A 16,419-nucleotide genomic window follows, 5' to 3' on the forward strand; every position below is an offset into this window, starting at 1 on the left:
GTTGTTCCAAATATCAGTTGTTCAAAGAATGAAAGCAAATCACAATGGACGTGCACTGGCTTAAAACAGTACGTAGTACTTTTGAATCTACTATTATGCTTCAGGTTTACAACCACCGGTTCCACATTTGCGATCCACAGCTTCGGCATAATTTTTAAAAAATCTCTTTAATAAATTGAAGCAAGACGCAACCGACTATTGTACAACTCTTAGTCTGCAGGGCCGGAAATTCCAGTCGCATTTGTCTATGAACTGATTTGGTCAGTTGCGGGTTTCCGCAAAATATGGTGTATGAGGTTGGCTATTTTTATATCCATTAATTTCCTTATATCATGAAACAAATAGTAGCAATTAAAACTGGACCAAAGCGTCAGAAAGAAGACGGCTCAGATGACAAAAGACAACGTGTTGATCGACCAAACGCGCCAAAGCACCCTACGCTTAAACCACACATTCACAAACCCGGTGAAAAGCGTTAATCTGTGACTGATGCTGATATATCTCACATATCAAGACAGACTATTTAACCGCCACATTTTTTAGAAATTCTTTTTTTACAAAATCATATTTATTATGGCAGCAGCATATGTAGAACACAGACCTCACGCTTCAAGCGAGCACACTCCGACTTCCCACTATGTAGTCATCGTTAATGGCTCTCAGGTTGGCAGTAATTTCTCCACCCAACTTGCAGCAAAAAACTATGCTTGTAATAATGGTTACCGCCCGGTACACGTGGCAAGGCAACGTCACTTGCAAGACAGGTCACAACCGGCTCATTGGCGATCTGATCCTTGTTGAAATCGTAAAGGTGCGGTCTGGCGGTATATCTCCGACCGCACCTTTACGATTTCCCTATCAACGAGCCTCCTCACAATTTGGATAGTGAGGAGGTCTTATGATTTACGGGCTATGGGCAAACCAAATAGTATATCCGATCCTATTTTGGTTTTCAGCATCTACATACATCCGAAATACTTATTATAAAAGCGCATGCCGCCGCCAATTGCAATGACACATTTATTCTTTTTTACGCATTTGTGAAAAGCAGTTGCCGACAGCCAGATTCCCGCGTTGATTGCTTAGCCTCCCTCCAAGTGACATAGTGTCCTCCCCGTTTTCTTTGCGCTATCCAGACTGACAGTGATGATCTCGTGCTTGCAATTCCGCAGGCCGCCGCAGTTCTTGCGTAAATGATACCTTTTGGCTCCCTGGCTATCGCAAATATATACGGAACCGGGTGGGGCCGGTTTGGGTGCCAGCATCCACAAAACCCAGGGGAAGGCCAAAAGGATCAATATAGCATTTTTCCATGCCATTGACCATCTTTTCTGACTAGAAGGCCTGGCTTCAATTTCTCCTCCGTTTTTTCCACTTCCAACTTCGGATTGCTGACTTTTGTATTCCCGAACCTGGCCTTCATCCACTCCTGAACCCGACCTCGCTGCATCGATAAGTGCAGTTATCGGTTTTCCGCCTTCGGGCGTTACAACAATATAATGTTGATAAGGTCTGGCTTCAAAATCCGTCAGCCAGGCCAGCAATTCTACTACCCGCTCTTCCGGCTTTTGCGTTCTGCCCTTTATAAAATTAATGAGTGGTTTAAAGCAGCTGACGTTAATTTCAGTTATGGCGCTCACATACCCAGTCTGATCCTGGTGACTTTTAAAAAAAGTAGCTAAAACTTTTTCATCTGATCGCTTAAATCTGCTGGTGCAGACAAAAATCGCCTCGTCTCTTAGCGTTACTGCTGTTGGGTGATCCATACCAAACCTAAGATTATTCGCTGCCTTACGCAGCTCATAATCCTGTAATACAGCAGCTCTATATTCATCAAAGCGAAACGACATGTCAAATCTATCGTTAAACCTTAACCTTTTCCAATCTTTGTATAACTGTAAGCAGGGCATCCAGATGGGAATAGATTTCATCTACGGACTGAATCTCATGCCTGACTTCTTTTTTGGCTTCATCCAGTACCACGAGGTATTTCCTGCCTGTTCCGAGATACAGCCGGCAAATGGTCTTGCGGTTGTTATCGTCGAGGAGGATGGCGAAATAGGATAAAGCGTCGCGGTAAGTAATGCGGTTCGCACCTACGTGCTGCCGGAGCATGGATTTGACGATATGGAAGCCTTCGATTTCCTCTTCGGTGGTGACGATACCGTTCTGCGGTTCAGCTACGGCTTCTTCCATTTTCACGGCCTCGGCGACTTCCATTTGCTTCTCCTGGTTCAATGCAGATTTCAGCCGCTCACTGATCGCATCGCTGACCAGCAGGTTCAGCGAACGTTTGACGATCGGGGTAAACTGTTCTCTTACCTTGGTCGTGATCACCCCTGAATAAACCTGTTTGGTCAGGAAGGTCACAAAAGCTTCTGAAGGCAGGATCAGCTCTTTATTCAGCAGGCCTTTCAGTTCATTCAGGTACTTCAGCTCGCTGGCGGTGTTCGTGATGCTCTCCACGTCGAAATAGGATTTATGGAACTTTTTCAGCTCCACAATTTCTGTTTCCTTGATCTCCGTAATATTGAACTCGAAGAAAGGGCTTGCATCCATCTTGTTCTTTTCTATGAGGTCAGTGTAGAACCGGTAGTTCAGCCCGTTGGTCAGCAGACCGAATTTCGCTTTGGTGGTATGGAAATACCGGAACAGCTGCGAATTATGCGGATCGAGGTCTTCGAGGTGGTGCTTGCACTCGATGAGGATGGCCGGTTCACGGTCTTTCATGATAGCGTAGTCGACCTTCTCCCCTTTCTTGATGCCGATATCAGCGATAAATTCGGGGTTGACCTCGAAGGGGTTGAATACGTCGTAGCCCAATACCTGTATGAAAGGCATGATTAGGGCGTTCTTGGTGGCTTCCTCGGTCTTGAGCTGTGGGATCAATTTCTCGACACGGGAGGCTAATTGCAGTATCTGATCTTTAAAATCCATTATCGTATTAAGTTTTAGCTGTAGCAAAATTGAATCATTAATTCCTGTGCGCTTTTATGTGCACTTTTCATCAGCCTGATTGGTTTCCATCCTTGGGCTTACCCCATGGGCATCCTTGCCTGAAGGTTGCCGATCTGCCCCAGAAAGCTTGCGAAATCGTCCATCGCACCTTTCTTCGAGGTGGAGATGATTTCGTAAATCCCGGTATCGGAAGTCAGAATATATTCAGAATAAGCGCAAACGGGGATTTGCCGGTTATTATTAAAACGCCTGTCCGGTCCCCCGCGTTTATTGACATACCGCCAGGTTTGATCAATTACCTGTGCATCCGGTGGCAGCCACTCATTTTCAATAAAACGCGTCGTATACCCGGTTATCCGCAGATTTTTATAAAACACCGCCGCGAATTTGTTTCCTTCCCTGATCAGCAGCCTTTCCGGCAGAAAATAAAATTCCAGGGTGTTCAGTTTAAGGCAGGGCGTGGATACGTTGGTGATGAAATACGGAAGCGGAGCTTTATTGGTGAAGACACCGCGTAATGATTTCCGTTTGATGAGCTTACCCGCTCCGGCATTCCGTTTATAATCACTTGTTTGTTGTGCGTTCAGATACTGCCAGATTTTTGCTGAACCGGAAAACCGGGCAAAATGAACACCAAATTGTTCATAAACCTTTCGAAACTGCGGATCCATGTCGTAATGCAGTTCCATCTCAAAGCGCTCTTTGTCCAGCTTCCGCAACCAGCGGATAAGTACCGTAAAAACAAGGATGCCAAACAGGAATTCATAAACGGCATATGGGTTGGCCAGGAAGACCTGCGTTTCTGCAACCGCTTCCAATGGCACATGATCTAGACGCACAAAACGCCGGTTGATATATCCGGTTGAATCATGAAAGCCTACCCCAACCCATTTTGTATTGGTCGAATCGGTCAAACGAAAAGCTTCGTCGTAAACTGCCGCTCTGACAATGTCAGAACCGGCATCCACGCGCTTCCGGATGTTTACACCTTCATAGGAGGTTACTATAACCGAGATACTATCCCTTGCAGGCCGCCTGACCACAGTACGGCTGCCAAAAGAAGTCCACAGCATGACCGCAATAAAAATCAGGAGCGGCAAAATACCGAGCCAGTTCACATAAGCTATCAAGCCCGCTTTTCGGGTCAGTTCAGCTACGAAGTCCATAGAATCCGTATCTGTCAGTTGCCCGATAGCTGCGGAAGCGATATCATGGCCTTTGTCCATTACGGGGGCTAATGCCCGATGCTTTTCTGGTGCCCCTGCCGATGCCGGCCCCTGTAACTTCCTCCGGTAAGTAATGCCATGCGCACTCAGGCTGACGAAGGTGCCTTTGGGCCCGACGTTAACGCGGGCCCCTTTCACCCCCATAGAATAGCTGATACCGCTTTTAGAAAAATTGACCCGGAATGGCCCCGATCCGAAAGACTTACGATATGACCAGCTCATTTTTGATAAGGTTTAGGTTGTTCATTAATAAGTTCAAGATTGAATTTTGCTAACGCCAAGAAAATTCAGGATGATCTGTTCAGCCTCGCCTGCGGAATTAGCGTATGGGTGCAGTTCGAAGCGCTTTACCCTGGATTGCTCCAGCCAGTCCGTCCAGAAAAGTTTCATGATCTCCATATCTGTCGGCTGAACGGTCGCACTGCCCCCTTTCGACATCGACCGGTCATAAAGCTCCATGACCAGCACCTCGAGGTTTTTAAGGTTCTCATTATTGACCGGCCTGATCCGGAACGATTTGTTTTTCCGGAAGAAAACTTTGATATCATTTTCACCGGAGGCCAGGAAAGCCTTTCTGAAACCGTTTATTGTTTTCTGGCTCAGATCGAAACCTTTCCCGAATATTCCCGCCTCGATGTAACCGTCTGTTGTCAAAACCAACACGTTGCGATAAGTATTCACAACGGTCAGTTCCTCATCTTTCTTGGGAGACTCTGCCGGGAGCACGCGTTTGTCATCGATCCCCTGGTTGAAATAAGTCCAGATATCCGCGCCGAAATTCTTGCTGCCAGCCGCCTGATTGATCCGCGTGAACTCTGCCGACATTTTCCCAATATCCTGTTTTAAAGTAGGCTTGGCTGGTACCTTGTTTAAGATATAACTTATGCGTTCGATCTGGTTGGGGAAACGCCCGAAATCAATGAAGAGCTTGTCGGTTTGTACGGCGTACTCGGTGATCAGCCCTTTATTGACAAAATCGACAAGCAGCTTATCCTTTTGGTTCTCCGACCGGTGGGTACGCAGAATCTGCGGGTACAGGTCAGCGGTGATGATGTTCAGGATCTGTACATCGTTGAGCGGCCGCCTGTATAAGTTAGGGTTGACCCGGTTAGACAGATCCGGCGCAAAAGTGATATTGTAATGCGTGATTACATAATTTCTTTTTGACGGAGCGGCCGGCTCATTTTCGCTTTTTAACGGGCTGCTGCAGTTCAGCGAAAGCAGCGCGATAAGCCCTGAAATGATATGCTTATTCACCAGTGTTTAGTTTTACCCTCTTGTCGAGTTTGTTCATATTTAGTTTTTCGTTCTGCCAGGCAAGCGCGACCCCTGCTGCCTCGGAAGTTTTCAAGGATGCTTTTGCTATGGCATATTCATTAAATAGAAAATCGTTCCAACCCTCCAGAAAAACATTAATACGGTCCTTCAATGCGTCAACCGAAATAGGCAGGTTGTCTGACTGGATATGCACGGTATAAATGGCAGCGATCTGGTCTATGATATTGTTGTCCGTGATCAGCTGGCTTTTTTTCTTTTGCAGGTTCTGGTTCAGGACTACAGGCAATCCGGCCAGCTCGTTTTCACTGAGTTTAATATCGGCTTTAAACTGAATGATCTTCTTTTCCAAAGCGGATACATCCTCTTTGAGCTGCATTATCTTTTCACCGTTAAGGTTGATTTCTTCCCGCAGGTGCGCAATAAGCAACTGATTGCGCTGCATTGAAATGTCCGGGTTCCGGTCTTCGAAAATTCCCATCAGCTTTTTAAAAGCGAGCTTGAACAGAAAAAGGCCAAATGCGCCAAAAACAAATACGAGATAGAAATTAGTATCTTTAAAAGCCATTCCATTGCGCCAGGCTTCCGTGACGTTCCCCCTTGCGAAGTTGACCTCATATACCGCCTGTGTGACTTTGAAAGCAACAGCCCCGTCCAGTAAGATAATGCCGAAAATAAACCCGGCGATCACAGCCCACTTATTGGTCAGAAAACGATCGATGACAGCAAAAGCAAGCGGTATAATCACAAATAGAAATATAAAGAGCGGGGCGGTACCACTTTTATGCAGTGCTCTGCCCATTGCGTCCGGATTAAATATCTGGGCAGCCGCTATTGGCATGCCCTGCGCTTCCGCCTCCCTGGCATCAGCGACGCTGAACAGTAAAATATAAGCGGCAGACGAATAAAAAACGATCAGGTAGACCAGCAGCGTCAGATTGAATATAGCCGTAGGAATAAAGTCAAACCATTTAAAACTTGGTTTGATAAATTCCCGTTCCGACAGTTTGATCTGCTGATCGAGCTCTGCATTCTTGTTTTCAAGAAAGGGTATTTTGATAAGCTTCAGGTCATCGATGTTTTTCAAAGCAACATCCGCTTCAACTTCCAATCCGGTACGCCTGGTTTCCAGGTTCGACTTAGTGATCTCATGCTCCCGCTGCAGGAAATCAATCTGGAGTTCACAATTTTTCGCCAGCAGGTCCAGGTTTTTTACGCGGTGTTCCTCGATCTTGGTCAATAAGCGTTTCTTTTTATCGTCGATCACATCAATATCGTTGATAAAAACAGAATACAGCGTATCAAAAGCCTTGTGCAATACCTGGTGGTCTCCATTGTTGGCGCTGCACCGTTCGTATCCCTGTTCCCGCAATAACCGCCTGTCGAAACTTCCTACTTCAGCCGCGATCATCGAATCCAGCACCTTTTCGAACTCCGCGCCTACCTTTGCCGGAACTTCGATGGGAATCCCCTTCGGTCTTTCATTTTTGGCAACAGGAGATCGCCCATCAGCAGTCTCCCCTTTTACCGCTTCAATTCTCTTTTTTATAGCCTCAAAATTCTCAATCAGCGAGGCTATGGTTTCCTGGTGGTTCGTACTAATGATACTTTCATGGTTGTTTTTCCGGGCGTTCACCGTCCAGTTATAAGACCCGTGCAGCGCGATCCGTTTATCGATCACACAGAACTTCTGATTCATGATACCGTAGCCAATATTTTTGATCTTATGGACTATGGCCCCTTTTGAACTCAAAAGGCTAAAATCCAGCTTTTCATTTTCCTGATTATCAGCAACAATGATTTCGAGGTGAATACCTTCGGCTAGTTTGTTGACCAGGATATTAAAGAGATCCTCGTCCGTAAACCAGGCCGTTGCGATAAGGATCTCGAATTCTGCTTTGAGCAACTCTGTCTGTATCCTGGCATAAATGTCCTTGTTATCATTGATAACCTGTTGATCGATCAACTCCATTGAAATTTAAGATGTAAATTTTTGATGTATCATGCGCCCCCGAAAGCTATTTGCCCGGGCCGCAAAAACGTTATTATCCGCCTTTTCCTGCTTCGTATTATAATTTGTCAAAAAAGCTCCGGTCCCGGCAATCTGCTTTGTAATGTTGCTTTCCGCATGTAAACTGAGACACAAACCGATGTGATAGCCAAACCTTTACACCCTGCATCAATCAGGAATAAAAGCAAGTAAAAATGTTTTCATCTCCTTTGTTGACGGGGTTTGACAATCGTTTACAACTTTATCGATACCGGAAAGATGGGATCAGGAATTGCAGTTTATTACCCTTTATTACAATCCCGCGAACAAATAGCACAGCCATCCGCTGTGGGATAAGTTTTCTTTGCCTCAGCAACCGCCCCTTTACAAGAAGGGAAAACACCCAGGTGTTTCCGGTTCGGAAAAACCGGCAGGAACCGGCAATCATCCTGATGAACCTCATGATCCCCGTTGGCCTGGGGACTGGTATTTACGTAATAAGTTTTCATAACCATGTTTGTTAATTAGTGTCGGTTCAAAATTAGTGCTCCCGGGGCCCCATTTTTTGCGGGAAACCGCACGGGATTGGGGCTTTGCGGTTTATCCGGCGACTGTGGGATCAAAGGGCTAACCGGGCGGGCCTGAAAGGAAGAAAATGAATGTGGGGGCTATACTTAAAAAAAGAAGCTGATAGCAGAAAACATCGCGGGTGCCCCGAAGGTGTTCAAAAGCAGCCTATACTGCCATAATGGTAAAAGGTTTTATTTACTCATAAAATTGCTTACTTTAGCAAAAGAAAAGGGCCATCCGGCCCGATTTGTGATAAGGTTTAGGTTTACAGGGGACGGGCGCGATGCTGCGTCCCCTGTTATTTTTATCTCTTTATTTCTTTATCCGGAGCTGGTATGGGCTGCCTACTTGTCGCTTGTTTCAGATGATGCCCATATCCTTGCAGAAAATCACGAGCTGCTCGTTCTTCGAAAAGTTCAGGGCGTCCCGCATCTGCTTCAGGCGTTTTTCAACGCTGCGTAAAGCTGAGGACTGCATGTTCTTTTGTTGCAGATAATCTGGGATGTTTTTTTGAAGCACCCCCTGGGACAACAGGGTGATGATCATTACGTCCAGCTCTGTGAAATCATAGGCATTCTTTCGGGCTGCAACCTGCCGGAGGTGTGCGGGGTAATGTACTTTCCCGGAAAAAATGGTTTCAATAGCGGTGCGCAGCTCCTGCGCGTCATGACGTGCCTTGCGGACGTAGCCGTCGATTTTCAGTTCTTCGAATAACGGTTCAATCACTCCCGCCCTGTGTTCCGCTGAAAACACCAATACCTTCAGGTCTGGCTGCACCTGCCGCACCGCCCTGATCAGCGCTTCGCCATCAGCCAGCCGCTGCGGGTTATCATCCGGTTCAAAAAACAGGTCCGTAACCAACAGGCCGTAAGGCCGTTTGTTCCTTAGTTCAATCGTCACCCGTTTCAGGGCCTCGTCACAGTAATAAGCAAAGTCCGGGTCCGGCATCCCCAAATCCGCCAGCGTCTTCCTGACGGAAATGCTGGCACTCTCATGGTCTTCGGCGATCAATACGTTTTTAAACATCATACAGCTTTTAGATGGCCGGGAAGGTTATATGGATTTTCAGGCCCTTTTCCTGGTCGGTGTCAAAGTTAAGTTCCCCGCCCATGCTTTTGATACGGTTTCCCGTATTCCGCAGGCCGTTCTTTTTTTTCAGGGTGCCGCTGATGCCCCTGCCGTCGTCGGTGTAGTGGATATGTATTTTTTTGCCTTCGACATTGAACCGGAGGGCTACGTTTTCTGCCTGGCTGTGTTTGCGCATATTGACCAGGAGCTCCTGCAGGATGTGCCAGAGTTCATCCTGCTGTCCGGCGTTGGTATGTTCCCAGAGGTTCTCCGTATTACCTGCGGACAACACCCGGATCCGGTCTGTGGCAAAGGAATTCAGCATGGTGCCGACACGCTCATGGAATGGTTTTATCTGGGGCCTTTGATCCTCATAGGAAATATCCCTCGACCTTTCATACAGGTTATCGATACTGTCCAGCAGCACGGCCTTGTCTATTCCGGACCCGTTTTCGACTTCCTTCATGATCCGGTACAGACCGTTCGCCACCACATCGTGTACTTTTTTAGAGGTTTTCAGCTCACTTTCCCTGATCGCGTTCGCCGCCTCCAGTTCCAGCCGTTGCCTCCTTTTACGATACCAGAACCGCAAAAAGAACACGCCCAAAACAATCAGGATAAAAGTCCCTACAATGACCGCCCTTTGCCGGTCGATCTGGTACTTTTTCTCCGTATTTTCTTTTTGCAGTTTGAGCTTGTCCGCCCGTTCTTTCTGTACGTTATAACGGATCAGGGCGAACTGGTTCTTGGATGCATTGCGTGCGGTTTGTATACTATCACCGAGCTCCCGGTATTTTACAAAATAGCCCCTGCTTTCTTTCGGGGGCGCCAGCCTGACCAGTTTTTCCAGGGCGTCCAGCCGGTTGTCCGGGCTTTGGAGCCGCTGCGCCATAGCATAAAGCCTGCGGGCGTAACTTAAGGCCAAATCCGGGCGGCTGGGGGTATAATAATCCGCCAGGTGCGCGAAACTGGAGTTCTGCCCCCATTCATCTTTTTCCTCCACGCGGATAGCCAGCGCTTTTAAAAGGTCCGGTGCGGCATCATAACGGGGATCATTCAGCCATTGGGTGGCCGCCATATTGGTCAGCGCCCGCGCGTAAGCAGCCTTATCCTTCCCGGTTTTCCCCGTAATAGTCCGATAGATGTTCAGCGCGGGGCCATAGGCTTTCTGCTCCCGGTAAGCATTGGCCTTATTGTTCAGGATCACCAGTTTCAGCTGCTCATCGGCAGTGGCAGCGAGCGCCCGGTCATAAAAGCGGATCGCGGCACCGTAGTTCTTCAGGTTAAAGCTGGTCATGCCCAGCTCGTTGTAATCGTTGACCAGGCTGCTGTGGTCTTTGCCGTCTTTTTCATCCAGGAACTTCAGCGAGAGCAGCAGGCTTTCCTGCGCACCGAAATCATCCCCCGCTTCAGACTGGATCATGCCCATATTGGTATAGGCCATGGCCACCTGCTGGCTGTCTTTGGAAGCCGATACGACTTCATTGAAATAGTAAAAAGCGGAATCCGGCTTATTGGAAAGGAAAGCATAGGCTTTCCGGTAAGTATCCCAGTTCGCCTTCGGTACCGGCCGTTTGGCTTCCCGGCAGGAACACAGTACCGACAGGCAGAGGCCTATCCATAAAGACAGCTTTCCCGGTGTGATCATGGGAGCTAAATGTAGGAAAAACCTTTGAAGTACTACAGGACGGAAACAAAAAAGGCAGGCCTTCCGGGCCTGCCTTGATAACAGTATTTAAAAACCACCCGGCGGCGGGGGCGGCGGAGGGGGCAGGTGCCCGTTATCGCCACCGCTGTCGGCGCTAAGGGTTACTGTGCCGGTGCCTGTTCCGGTCTGATGGTTATGTGCAGGGCATGCGAATGCCATAAATATTGCAAAGAATAGGTTAAACATTTTCCAAAAAATTTAAATAAGTAAGCTAATGGCCGGCACCCGGGGGGATCGGTCCCGGGCCTGGCAAACTGCGTAAGAAGCGCTTCTTACATTTTTTTGGGAAGTGCGGGCAACGATCGCGGGAGCCGGGTTACCGCTTCCCAAGCCGGTTAGCGACCGCCGCTTTCGCTGCTCTTTTTTTGAAACCTGGCGGATAGGTTTTCCCTTAGCTATCGGGCTGCCCGTCTGATTACGGAAGCAAATGTATAGCGGTCTAAACCGCTTTGCTGCAAGGAATTCCGGTAATTCCGCTCATTCCGGCAGGATTCCGTAAATGCTGCCGGAATTCCGAAAATTCCCTTAGTTTTACTGTAAATTTTTTTGGAAAATGTTTGCTGATTATCAAAAGCAAGTCCTGCTGACCTATCACGAAAAGAAAACGGCGAACCGGCTTTCGCCCAATTTGGTCCATACCACGCCCGGCAGGTTGCGGGAGGAATGTATGGCCGTTTTTACCGCGCGTTACGACCACCATCATGACGAAAAAATACTCCGGCAATTCTTCGGGCATCGCGAAGATGCAGCCGCGTATTTGCGGGCAATCACCAATCTTAAAGCAGAGAAATTCAAACCGCTTGATAATTTTTTAAAGGGGGGCACCTCCGTAACCCAGGAAAAAAACATCGAGCTTTTGGCCTGGCTGATCGACTTCAGCCCCCGCCCCTACGCGTGGGACCGTTCCTATGCCGAATTAGAAAGGGCGCATCATCCTGAAGCCGGACAAATGAATTTGCCGGGGAGGATCTTAGAAGAGGGAAAGTGGGAAAAAGCAAAGGAAGGGCCGGCTGTCATGACTACGCCCGGAGTACCTGCACAGACAAAAAATCAGTTGCCCGGTCACCACGCAGCGGAAACGCATGACCAGGCTGTTCTTCGCCCGTTCCCGATAAAAACTGCCCGAAACTCCAGGTTAAGAAATACGGCTGTTTTGATGCTGTTATTGTGCGCTTCAGGCGGAGGGATCTTTTGGGCCTGGAATGCGAAGAAAAGTAAGGAACAATGCATGTGCTGGGCAGGGGACCATTACCGTTCCATCTCCTGCCGGGAGAAATTAAGCGGTTCGGATATTTTTGGGATGGACAGCCTGCAAATGGCCCATTTCAAAAAGATCACCAGGCCGGACACGCTCAGCCAAAGGGCGCTGGGCCATGTCTGGTATTCCAAAATCGACGGAGCTGTCGAATTTTATACCGCGGGCGGCTTTCACCCGGTCCACCGGGAACGAAAGCTGAAGCCATTGACCATATACATCCTGAACAAATACGCCAGCCACGCTGTGCCGGTAACGGTGGCAAAGAACTAATGGCAAGCTTTGATCAGCACGGAAGGCGCTTCGCTTCCAACACGGCAAATGCAACAAATGCCAGTCCCGATTGACGATTACCAGACCGGCAGGAAAGCGGATGATTGTTACCAGTCTATAGCTTCGCCGATACTTCGATAAGGAAAACAGGCGTTGACAGCCATCCTGCCAGTAAAAATCCCTATCTCGTGCCGTGCTATGACCAACAACCCGGGCAGCCAGCCTTGTATCCGGTTAAATCGTTCAGCCTATTTTTTGCAAACCCCGCAGGTCAGCCCCTGCTTGGCACAACGCTTACAATATTTGCAATTCTTGCAGGCCCTGCATGGGTTCTCTCCCTTGCAGGTAGCGAAGCTGCTATTGGAGGCCTTAACAGGTAAATTAAAGCTTGCTTTACACAATAAGGTTCCGGCAACCAGGAACAGCAGGATAAGGTGTCTTTTCATGATCATTCAGTTTGGGTAGCTAAACTTACCAAACCCAGCTGACAAATCAAAGCTATCCAAGTCATTTGATAAACAAACACTTAGCATCATTAAAATACGTTTAACAAGGCTGGCTTTTCAAACCCTTTTCCGGCTTTTTGCAGTTTCTGACTTGTCATTCCACAAAGACTATACTAAATTAATTAGCAAAATTTCAAATAAAGATTTTCACCTGTCATTTGCTTTCCTACATTTGCCATATGAGAAAACAAGTATTATCTATTACTTTGATTGCCATATCGGCGGCTTTAATTTCATGGGGATACAAAGGGCACAGGGCGGTGGCAACGATAGCGCAAAAACATTTAACTTCAAATACCGCCTATGCGGTTTCCGCTTATTTGAAAGGCGAAAGCATGGCGGATGTGAGTACCTGGGCTGACGAGCACCGCAACCCTACAACGGGTAAATGGCATTTTTTAAACCTCCCTTTGGGGCTAAGCCACCAGCAATTTGTTGACTTTGTTAATCAGCAAAGCAACGACAATGTTTACGGGGCCATACTTAAAGAAGAAGCTATTTTAAAAGATCAGGCGTCGACACCGGATCAAAAGAACAGTGCGCTTAAATACCTGATCCATTTAGTCGGCGATGCGCATCAGCCCATGCATATCAGCCGTGCCGAGGATAAGGGAGGCAATACGATCCAGCTGCGGTTTGATAATGCAGGCACTAACCTGCACAGTTTGTGGGACAGCAAGTTAATCGATCATGAGGGATTGAGCGAAGAACAGATCGCCAAACAATATGACTGGGCCAATGATGCGCAAATCAAGAAATGGCAGGCCGCCAGTCCGATGGAATGGCTTTGGGAGAGCTATCAGATCAGTTCTGAACTTTACGCAGATATTAAATCAGGACAGCATATTGATGAAGCCTATTATAAAAAGTACATGCCAACCGTACACTTACGGATCGATCAGGCTGGCATCAGGTTGGCGGGAGAACTGAATAAGTTATTTAATGATACCAAAGTGGAGGCGATTAAAGCTGAACCGATAAATGCCCCTGCGCTGTCAAACAATGCAGCTCCGGCTCAGCAAATCAAACTTGAGGATGTAAAAAATAATGTTGGGAAAGCCGTTTCTGTTACCGGCAAAGTGTTTAGTAGCAAAGATATCAGGAGCATGGTACTGGTTAACCTCGGTGCGCCATATCCCAAGCAGCTGCTGACAGTGGTGTTAAAGGGCGATGCCAGGCAATTAACAACTCAATTAGAAAATAGAACGATAACAGTACAGGGAAAGATCATTGAATATCAGGGTAAGCCTGAGATTGTTGTTGAGGATACGCACGCTTTAAGTATTGAAAATTGATTTGACGAGGCTATATTATTTCGGAACAGGAAACGCCAGGCTGATTAGGTCTGGCGTTTATTTGTGTAATTTCAGGTAAATACTGTTTCCATATCCGAACGCTCTATCGTCAAATTAACGCTGCGTTCACCCTTCGGCCGGGTACAGTGAGGGACACCTTTGGGGATGGTGAGCACCATACCTGGCGATAACTCAAAAATCTGGTTTTGTGTTTCAATGATGACCACGCCCTCCGAGCCGATAAAGGTTTCGTCCGAATTCGGATGATAATGCCAGGGATAGGGTGCTGTCATTACCCCCATGCGCACCACATGGTCATTCAATTCGCTGATGGCCGTATTCAAATATGGGCTACTATTGGCTGCCGACAACGAAAGCGGATCGATCAATTGCATCCTCATATCAGGCCCCCTTTTTTGCTTTCAAACTGCTCATCAGCTGATCGTATAGATCATCGCTCTTGGCTGCTTTTGGCTTCAGCTTTTTGATCGTCGGCCGTTTACCTTTCGCTTTTGCCTCAATGATCTTCATCAACTCATCGTGGTACTGATCTTTATATCTGGACAGGTCCAGCGGCTCTGCATATTGGTTGATGAGCGCCAGGCCCATGTCCAGTTCTTTTTTACTCACGGTGATATCATCATCGAGCGCCAGGTCTTCCTGGTCGCGGATCTGTTGTTGAAAGCGGATACGGGTAACCACGATATCCTTTTCCACCGGGTGTACAATGCAAAGGCTCTCCGTGCTCCTCAGCACGAAACGCGCTAAGCCCGCCTTGCCCGACTTTTTCAGCGCCTCCAGCAACAATGCGTACGCCTTGTTTTTCTTCGTGGCGGGCTGGGTATAATAGGAACTTTCATAATACATCGGGTTCACCGAAGCCAGGTCGACAAAATTTTCGATTTCGATCACTTTGGTTTTCTCCGGCGCTGCCGCCTCAAAGTCTGCCTCTTCGATGATTACGTAATCATCATCATATTTATAACCTTTGACAATTTTGTCGTAGGGAACTTCCTTCCTGGTGTTTTCATTGACCCGCATGAATTTGATGTTCGCGTGGTCGCGGCTGTCAAGCATATCCAGGTCAAGCCTTGTTTCCTGCACGGCGGAGAAAAGCTTGATCGGGATGCTTACGAGCCCAAAACCGATTGATCCTGTCCAGATTGATCTCATTGTTCCTTGTTTTTTAAGTCCAGGTGCTTATTGCCGGGATGCTGTAATTGAGCTTCAATCTGGTCAGCCAGCAAATAAAGTAATTCTTCTTTGAACCCGGCTTTATTCTGGCATATATGAAGGAAATCCTGTGCATCCGGTTCAAAGCTCGCTACCATGCTACCTCCCTCGTAGACCTGATAACGGCACCGGGTTTCGTCGTGGTGCGGATATTCTCCGACCTCAAAATGATGAACCTCTTTATCTAATGTGATGGTGATGGGGTAATTGGCCATAAGGTTTCATAATAAATAACCCGGTAAATGACCGGGTTATTTTGTTGTCAATCAATTAAACTACCGTGGTATCCCTCCTGAGGAACCCCAGGATTAAGGATATAATCGCGATAACCAATAATACGTGGATCAGCCCCCCGGCTGCATAAGCGAATGTTCCGATAGCCCATCCGATGATAAGGATGACGGCTACGATGTACAGTAATGATCTCATTTTATCTTTCTTTAAGTAAATGATTTGATAAACAGGCAAAAGCTGTTTCAATTGCCTTGCCGGGTAGAAATTTTCTATCGCCGCATAGCATGATAAAAAAGCTGTCCCTCAAGACAGCCCTATAAAAACTACACGGAAATTAGATTTTTGCGGCATCCCGCAAGGCTTTGATCTGATCATGTGCAGCACTGATCTCCTGTGCCTGGCTGCTTACTGTTTCGCGGGCGTTTACCGGCAGGTCTTCACTGTTCAAAGCATCCTGATAGGCTTTTTTGATCGCATCCTCGCCCCTTTCGGCTTCTGATAAGATTCCGGCACGGTCGCTGCCCCCAAATAATGATTTGACATCGATCCAGGCGCGGTGCAAGGTACCGCTAACACTGTTACCGGTTTCTACGTCATCGACGTTACCTACCAGCGCCGCCAGTTCCTGGCTGTTTTTGCGGCTCTGTGCAGCATAACCCTGAAACAGTTCCTTAAGGTCAATATTTTCGTCTTTGATATCCGCGATTGCTTTTTCAAAACCGGCTACGCGGTCATTGTTGATCTCGATCAGGTCATTAATTACGCCTGTTGCTGCTGTTGTCGTACTCATCATGTTTTTCTTTTTGATAGGCTTGACTTATATCCAAT

At 47.5% G+C, this 16,419-nt stretch carries 17 protein-coding genes; 3 read left to right on the top strand and 14 right to left on the bottom strand.

Features of this window, described 5'->3' with window-relative positions; all coding sequences use genetic code 11:
• Positions 1 to 332: 332 nt before the first annotated feature.
• Positions 333 to 479: a hypothetical protein gene (locus BLS28_RS31190; RefSeq protein WP_218134424.1), complete on the top strand. Its 147-nt coding sequence runs from the start codon at positions 333 to 335 to the stop codon at positions 477 to 479.
• A gap of 603 nt (positions 480 to 1,082) precedes the next feature.
• Here BLS28_RS31190 and BLS28_RS31195 read toward each other — a convergent pair.
• The 9 genes from BLS28_RS31195 to BLS28_RS30845 form a co-directional block, all read right to left on the bottom strand.
• Positions 1,083 to 1,850: a hypothetical protein gene (locus tag BLS28_RS31195; protein WP_218134425.1), complete on the bottom strand. Its 768-nt coding sequence runs from the start codon at positions 1,848 to 1,850 to the stop codon at positions 1,083 to 1,085.
• A gap of 13 nt (positions 1,851 to 1,863) precedes the next feature.
• Positions 1,864 to 2,937, bottom strand: coding sequence for a type I restriction endonuclease (locus BLS28_RS14930; protein ID WP_091168641.1), 1,074 nt, complete (start codon positions 2,935 to 2,937; stop codon positions 1,864 to 1,866).
• Between the two features lie 98 nt (positions 2,938 to 3,035).
• A complete protein-coding gene (locus BLS28_RS14935; RefSeq protein WP_091168644.1) occupies positions 3,036 to 4,406 on the bottom strand; it encodes a DUF4236 domain-containing protein in 1,371 nt (456 codons plus the stop codon).
• 33 nt (positions 4,407 to 4,439) lie between these two features.
• Positions 4,440 to 5,441 carry a hypothetical protein gene (locus tag BLS28_RS14940; protein ID WP_091168647.1) on the bottom strand — a complete coding sequence of 334 codons (1,002 nt, stop codon included), beginning with the start codon at positions 5,439 to 5,441 and terminating at the stop codon, positions 4,440 to 4,442.
• Positions 5,434 to 7,431 carry a phospholipase D-like domain-containing protein gene (locus BLS28_RS14945; RefSeq protein ID WP_091168651.1) on the bottom strand — a complete coding sequence of 666 codons (1,998 nt, stop codon included), beginning with the start codon at positions 7,429 to 7,431 and terminating at the stop codon, positions 5,434 to 5,436. The genes BLS28_RS14940 and BLS28_RS14945 overlap by 8 nt, the downstream gene beginning before the upstream one ends.
• Positions 7,432 to 7,751: 320 nt before the next feature.
• Positions 7,752 to 7,958: a hypothetical protein gene (locus tag BLS28_RS14950; protein ID WP_091169056.1), complete on the bottom strand. Its 207-nt coding sequence runs from the start codon at positions 7,956 to 7,958 to the stop codon at positions 7,752 to 7,754.
• Between the two features lie 421 nt (positions 7,959 to 8,379).
• Positions 8,380 to 9,048, bottom strand: coding sequence for a response regulator (locus BLS28_RS14955; RefSeq protein ID WP_256337438.1), 669 nt, complete (start codon positions 9,046 to 9,048; stop codon positions 8,380 to 8,382).
• Positions 9,049 to 9,055: 7 nt separating this feature from the next.
• Entirely contained in the window at positions 9,056 to 10,735 is a 1,680-nt protein-coding gene (locus BLS28_RS14960) for a tetratricopeptide repeat-containing sensor histidine kinase (RefSeq protein WP_256337439.1), read from the bottom strand.
• Between the two features lie 87 nt (positions 10,736 to 10,822).
• Positions 10,823 to 10,981, bottom strand: coding sequence for a hypothetical protein (locus tag BLS28_RS30845; protein WP_176844472.1), 159 nt, complete (start codon positions 10,979 to 10,981; stop codon positions 10,823 to 10,825).
• A gap of 367 nt (positions 10,982 to 11,348) precedes the next feature.
• On the opposite strand from BLS28_RS30845, the gene BLS28_RS14965 reads away from it, so the two are divergent.
• Positions 11,349 to 12,323, top strand: coding sequence for a hypothetical protein (locus BLS28_RS14965; protein WP_091168654.1), 975 nt, complete (start codon positions 11,349 to 11,351; stop codon positions 12,321 to 12,323).
• A gap of 685 nt (positions 12,324 to 13,008) precedes the next feature.
• Positions 13,009 to 14,124 carry a S1/P1 nuclease gene (locus BLS28_RS14975; protein WP_091168661.1) on the top strand — a complete coding sequence of 372 codons (1,116 nt, stop codon included), beginning with the start codon at positions 13,009 to 13,011 and terminating at the stop codon, positions 14,122 to 14,124.
• A gap of 71 nt (positions 14,125 to 14,195) precedes the next feature.
• On the opposite strand, the gene BLS28_RS14980 is transcribed toward BLS28_RS14975, so the two are convergent.
• The 5 genes from BLS28_RS14980 to BLS28_RS14995 all read right to left on the bottom strand — a co-directional run bounded on the left by BLS28_RS14980 (position 14,196) and on the right by BLS28_RS14995 (position 16,384).
• Complete coding sequence (locus BLS28_RS14980) at positions 14,196 to 14,525, bottom strand: cupin domain-containing protein (protein WP_256337440.1); 330 nt, start codon at positions 14,523 to 14,525, stop codon at positions 14,196 to 14,198.
• Position 14,526: 1 nt separating this feature from the next.
• Complete coding sequence (ku, locus tag BLS28_RS14985; RefSeq protein WP_091168664.1) at positions 14,527 to 15,297, bottom strand: non-homologous end joining protein Ku; 771 nt, start codon at positions 15,295 to 15,297, stop codon at positions 14,527 to 14,529.
• Complete coding sequence (locus tag BLS28_RS14990) at positions 15,294 to 15,572, bottom strand: hypothetical protein (protein WP_091168666.1); 279 nt, start codon at positions 15,570 to 15,572, stop codon at positions 15,294 to 15,296. The genes ku and BLS28_RS14990 overlap by 4 nt, the downstream gene beginning before the upstream one ends.
• A gap of 55 nt (positions 15,573 to 15,627) precedes the next feature.
• Positions 15,628 to 15,786 carry a lmo0937 family membrane protein gene (locus BLS28_RS30545; RefSeq protein ID WP_143020773.1) on the bottom strand — a complete coding sequence of 53 codons (159 nt, stop codon included), beginning with the start codon at positions 15,784 to 15,786 and terminating at the stop codon, positions 15,628 to 15,630.
• Positions 15,787 to 15,925: 139 nt separating this feature from the next.
• A complete protein-coding gene (locus tag BLS28_RS14995) occupies positions 15,926 to 16,384 on the bottom strand; it encodes a ferritin-like domain-containing protein (protein WP_256337441.1) in 459 nt (152 codons plus the stop codon).
• Positions 16,385 to 16,419 lie beyond the last annotated feature (35 nt).

The organism is Mucilaginibacter gossypii (assembly GCF_900100945.1).
Taxonomy (GTDB): Bacteria; Bacteroidota; Bacteroidia; order Sphingobacteriales; family Sphingobacteriaceae; genus Mucilaginibacter; species Mucilaginibacter gossypii.

Bases quoted from the DNA above. Each gene is read 5' to 3' on its own strand.
- BLS28_RS14960 (WP_256337439.1), bottom strand. From the start codon at position 10,735: ATGATCACACCGGGAAAGCTGTCTTTATGGATAGGCCTCTGCCTGTCG.
- BLS28_RS14945 (WP_091168651.1), bottom strand. From the start codon at position 7,431: ATGGAGTTGATCGATCAACAGGTTATCAATGATAACAAGGACATTTAT.
- BLS28_RS14935 (WP_091168644.1), bottom strand. From the start codon at position 4,406: ATGAGCTGGTCATATCGTAAGTCTTTCGGATCGGGGCCATTCCGGGTC.
- BLS28_RS31190 (WP_218134424.1), top strand. From the start codon at position 333: ATGAAACAAATAGTAGCAATTAAAACTGGACCAAAGCGTCAGAAAGAA.
- BLS28_RS14980 (WP_256337440.1), bottom strand. From the start codon at position 14,525: ATGAGGATGCAATTGATCGATCCGCTTTCGTTGTCGGCAGCCAATAGT.
- BLS28_RS30545 (WP_143020773.1), bottom strand. From the start codon at position 15,786: ATGAGATCATTACTGTACATCGTAGCCGTCATCCTTATCATCGGATGG.
- ku (WP_091168664.1), bottom strand. From the start codon at position 15,297: ATGAGATCAATCTGGACAGGATCAATCGGTTTTGGGCTCGTAAGCATC.
- BLS28_RS14950 (WP_091169056.1), bottom strand. From the start codon at position 7,958: ATGAAAACTTATTACGTAAATACCAGTCCCCAGGCCAACGGGGATCAT.
- BLS28_RS14930 (WP_091168641.1), bottom strand. From the start codon at position 2,937: ATGGATTTTAAAGATCAGATACTGCAATTAGCCTCCCGTGTCGAGAAA.
- BLS28_RS14965 (WP_091168654.1), top strand. From the start codon at position 11,349: ATGTTTGCTGATTATCAAAAGCAAGTCCTGCTGACCTATCACGAAAAG.
- BLS28_RS14975 (WP_091168661.1), top strand. From the start codon at position 13,009: ATGAGAAAACAAGTATTATCTATTACTTTGATTGCCATATCGGCGGCT.
- BLS28_RS31195 (WP_218134425.1), bottom strand. From the start codon at position 1,850: ATGTCGTTTCGCTTTGATGAATATAGAGCTGCTGTATTACAGGATTAT.
- BLS28_RS30845 (WP_176844472.1), bottom strand. From the start codon at position 10,981: ATGTTTAACCTATTCTTTGCAATATTTATGGCATTCGCATGCCCTGCA.
- BLS28_RS14955 (WP_256337438.1), bottom strand. From the start codon at position 9,048: ATGATGTTTAAAAACGTATTGATCGCCGAAGACCATGAGAGTGCCAGC.
- BLS28_RS14990 (WP_091168666.1), bottom strand. From the start codon at position 15,572: ATGGCCAATTACCCCATCACCATCACATTAGATAAAGAGGTTCATCAT.
- BLS28_RS14995 (WP_256337441.1), bottom strand. From the start codon at position 16,384: ATGATGAGTACGACAACAGCAGCAACAGGCGTAATTAATGACCTGATC.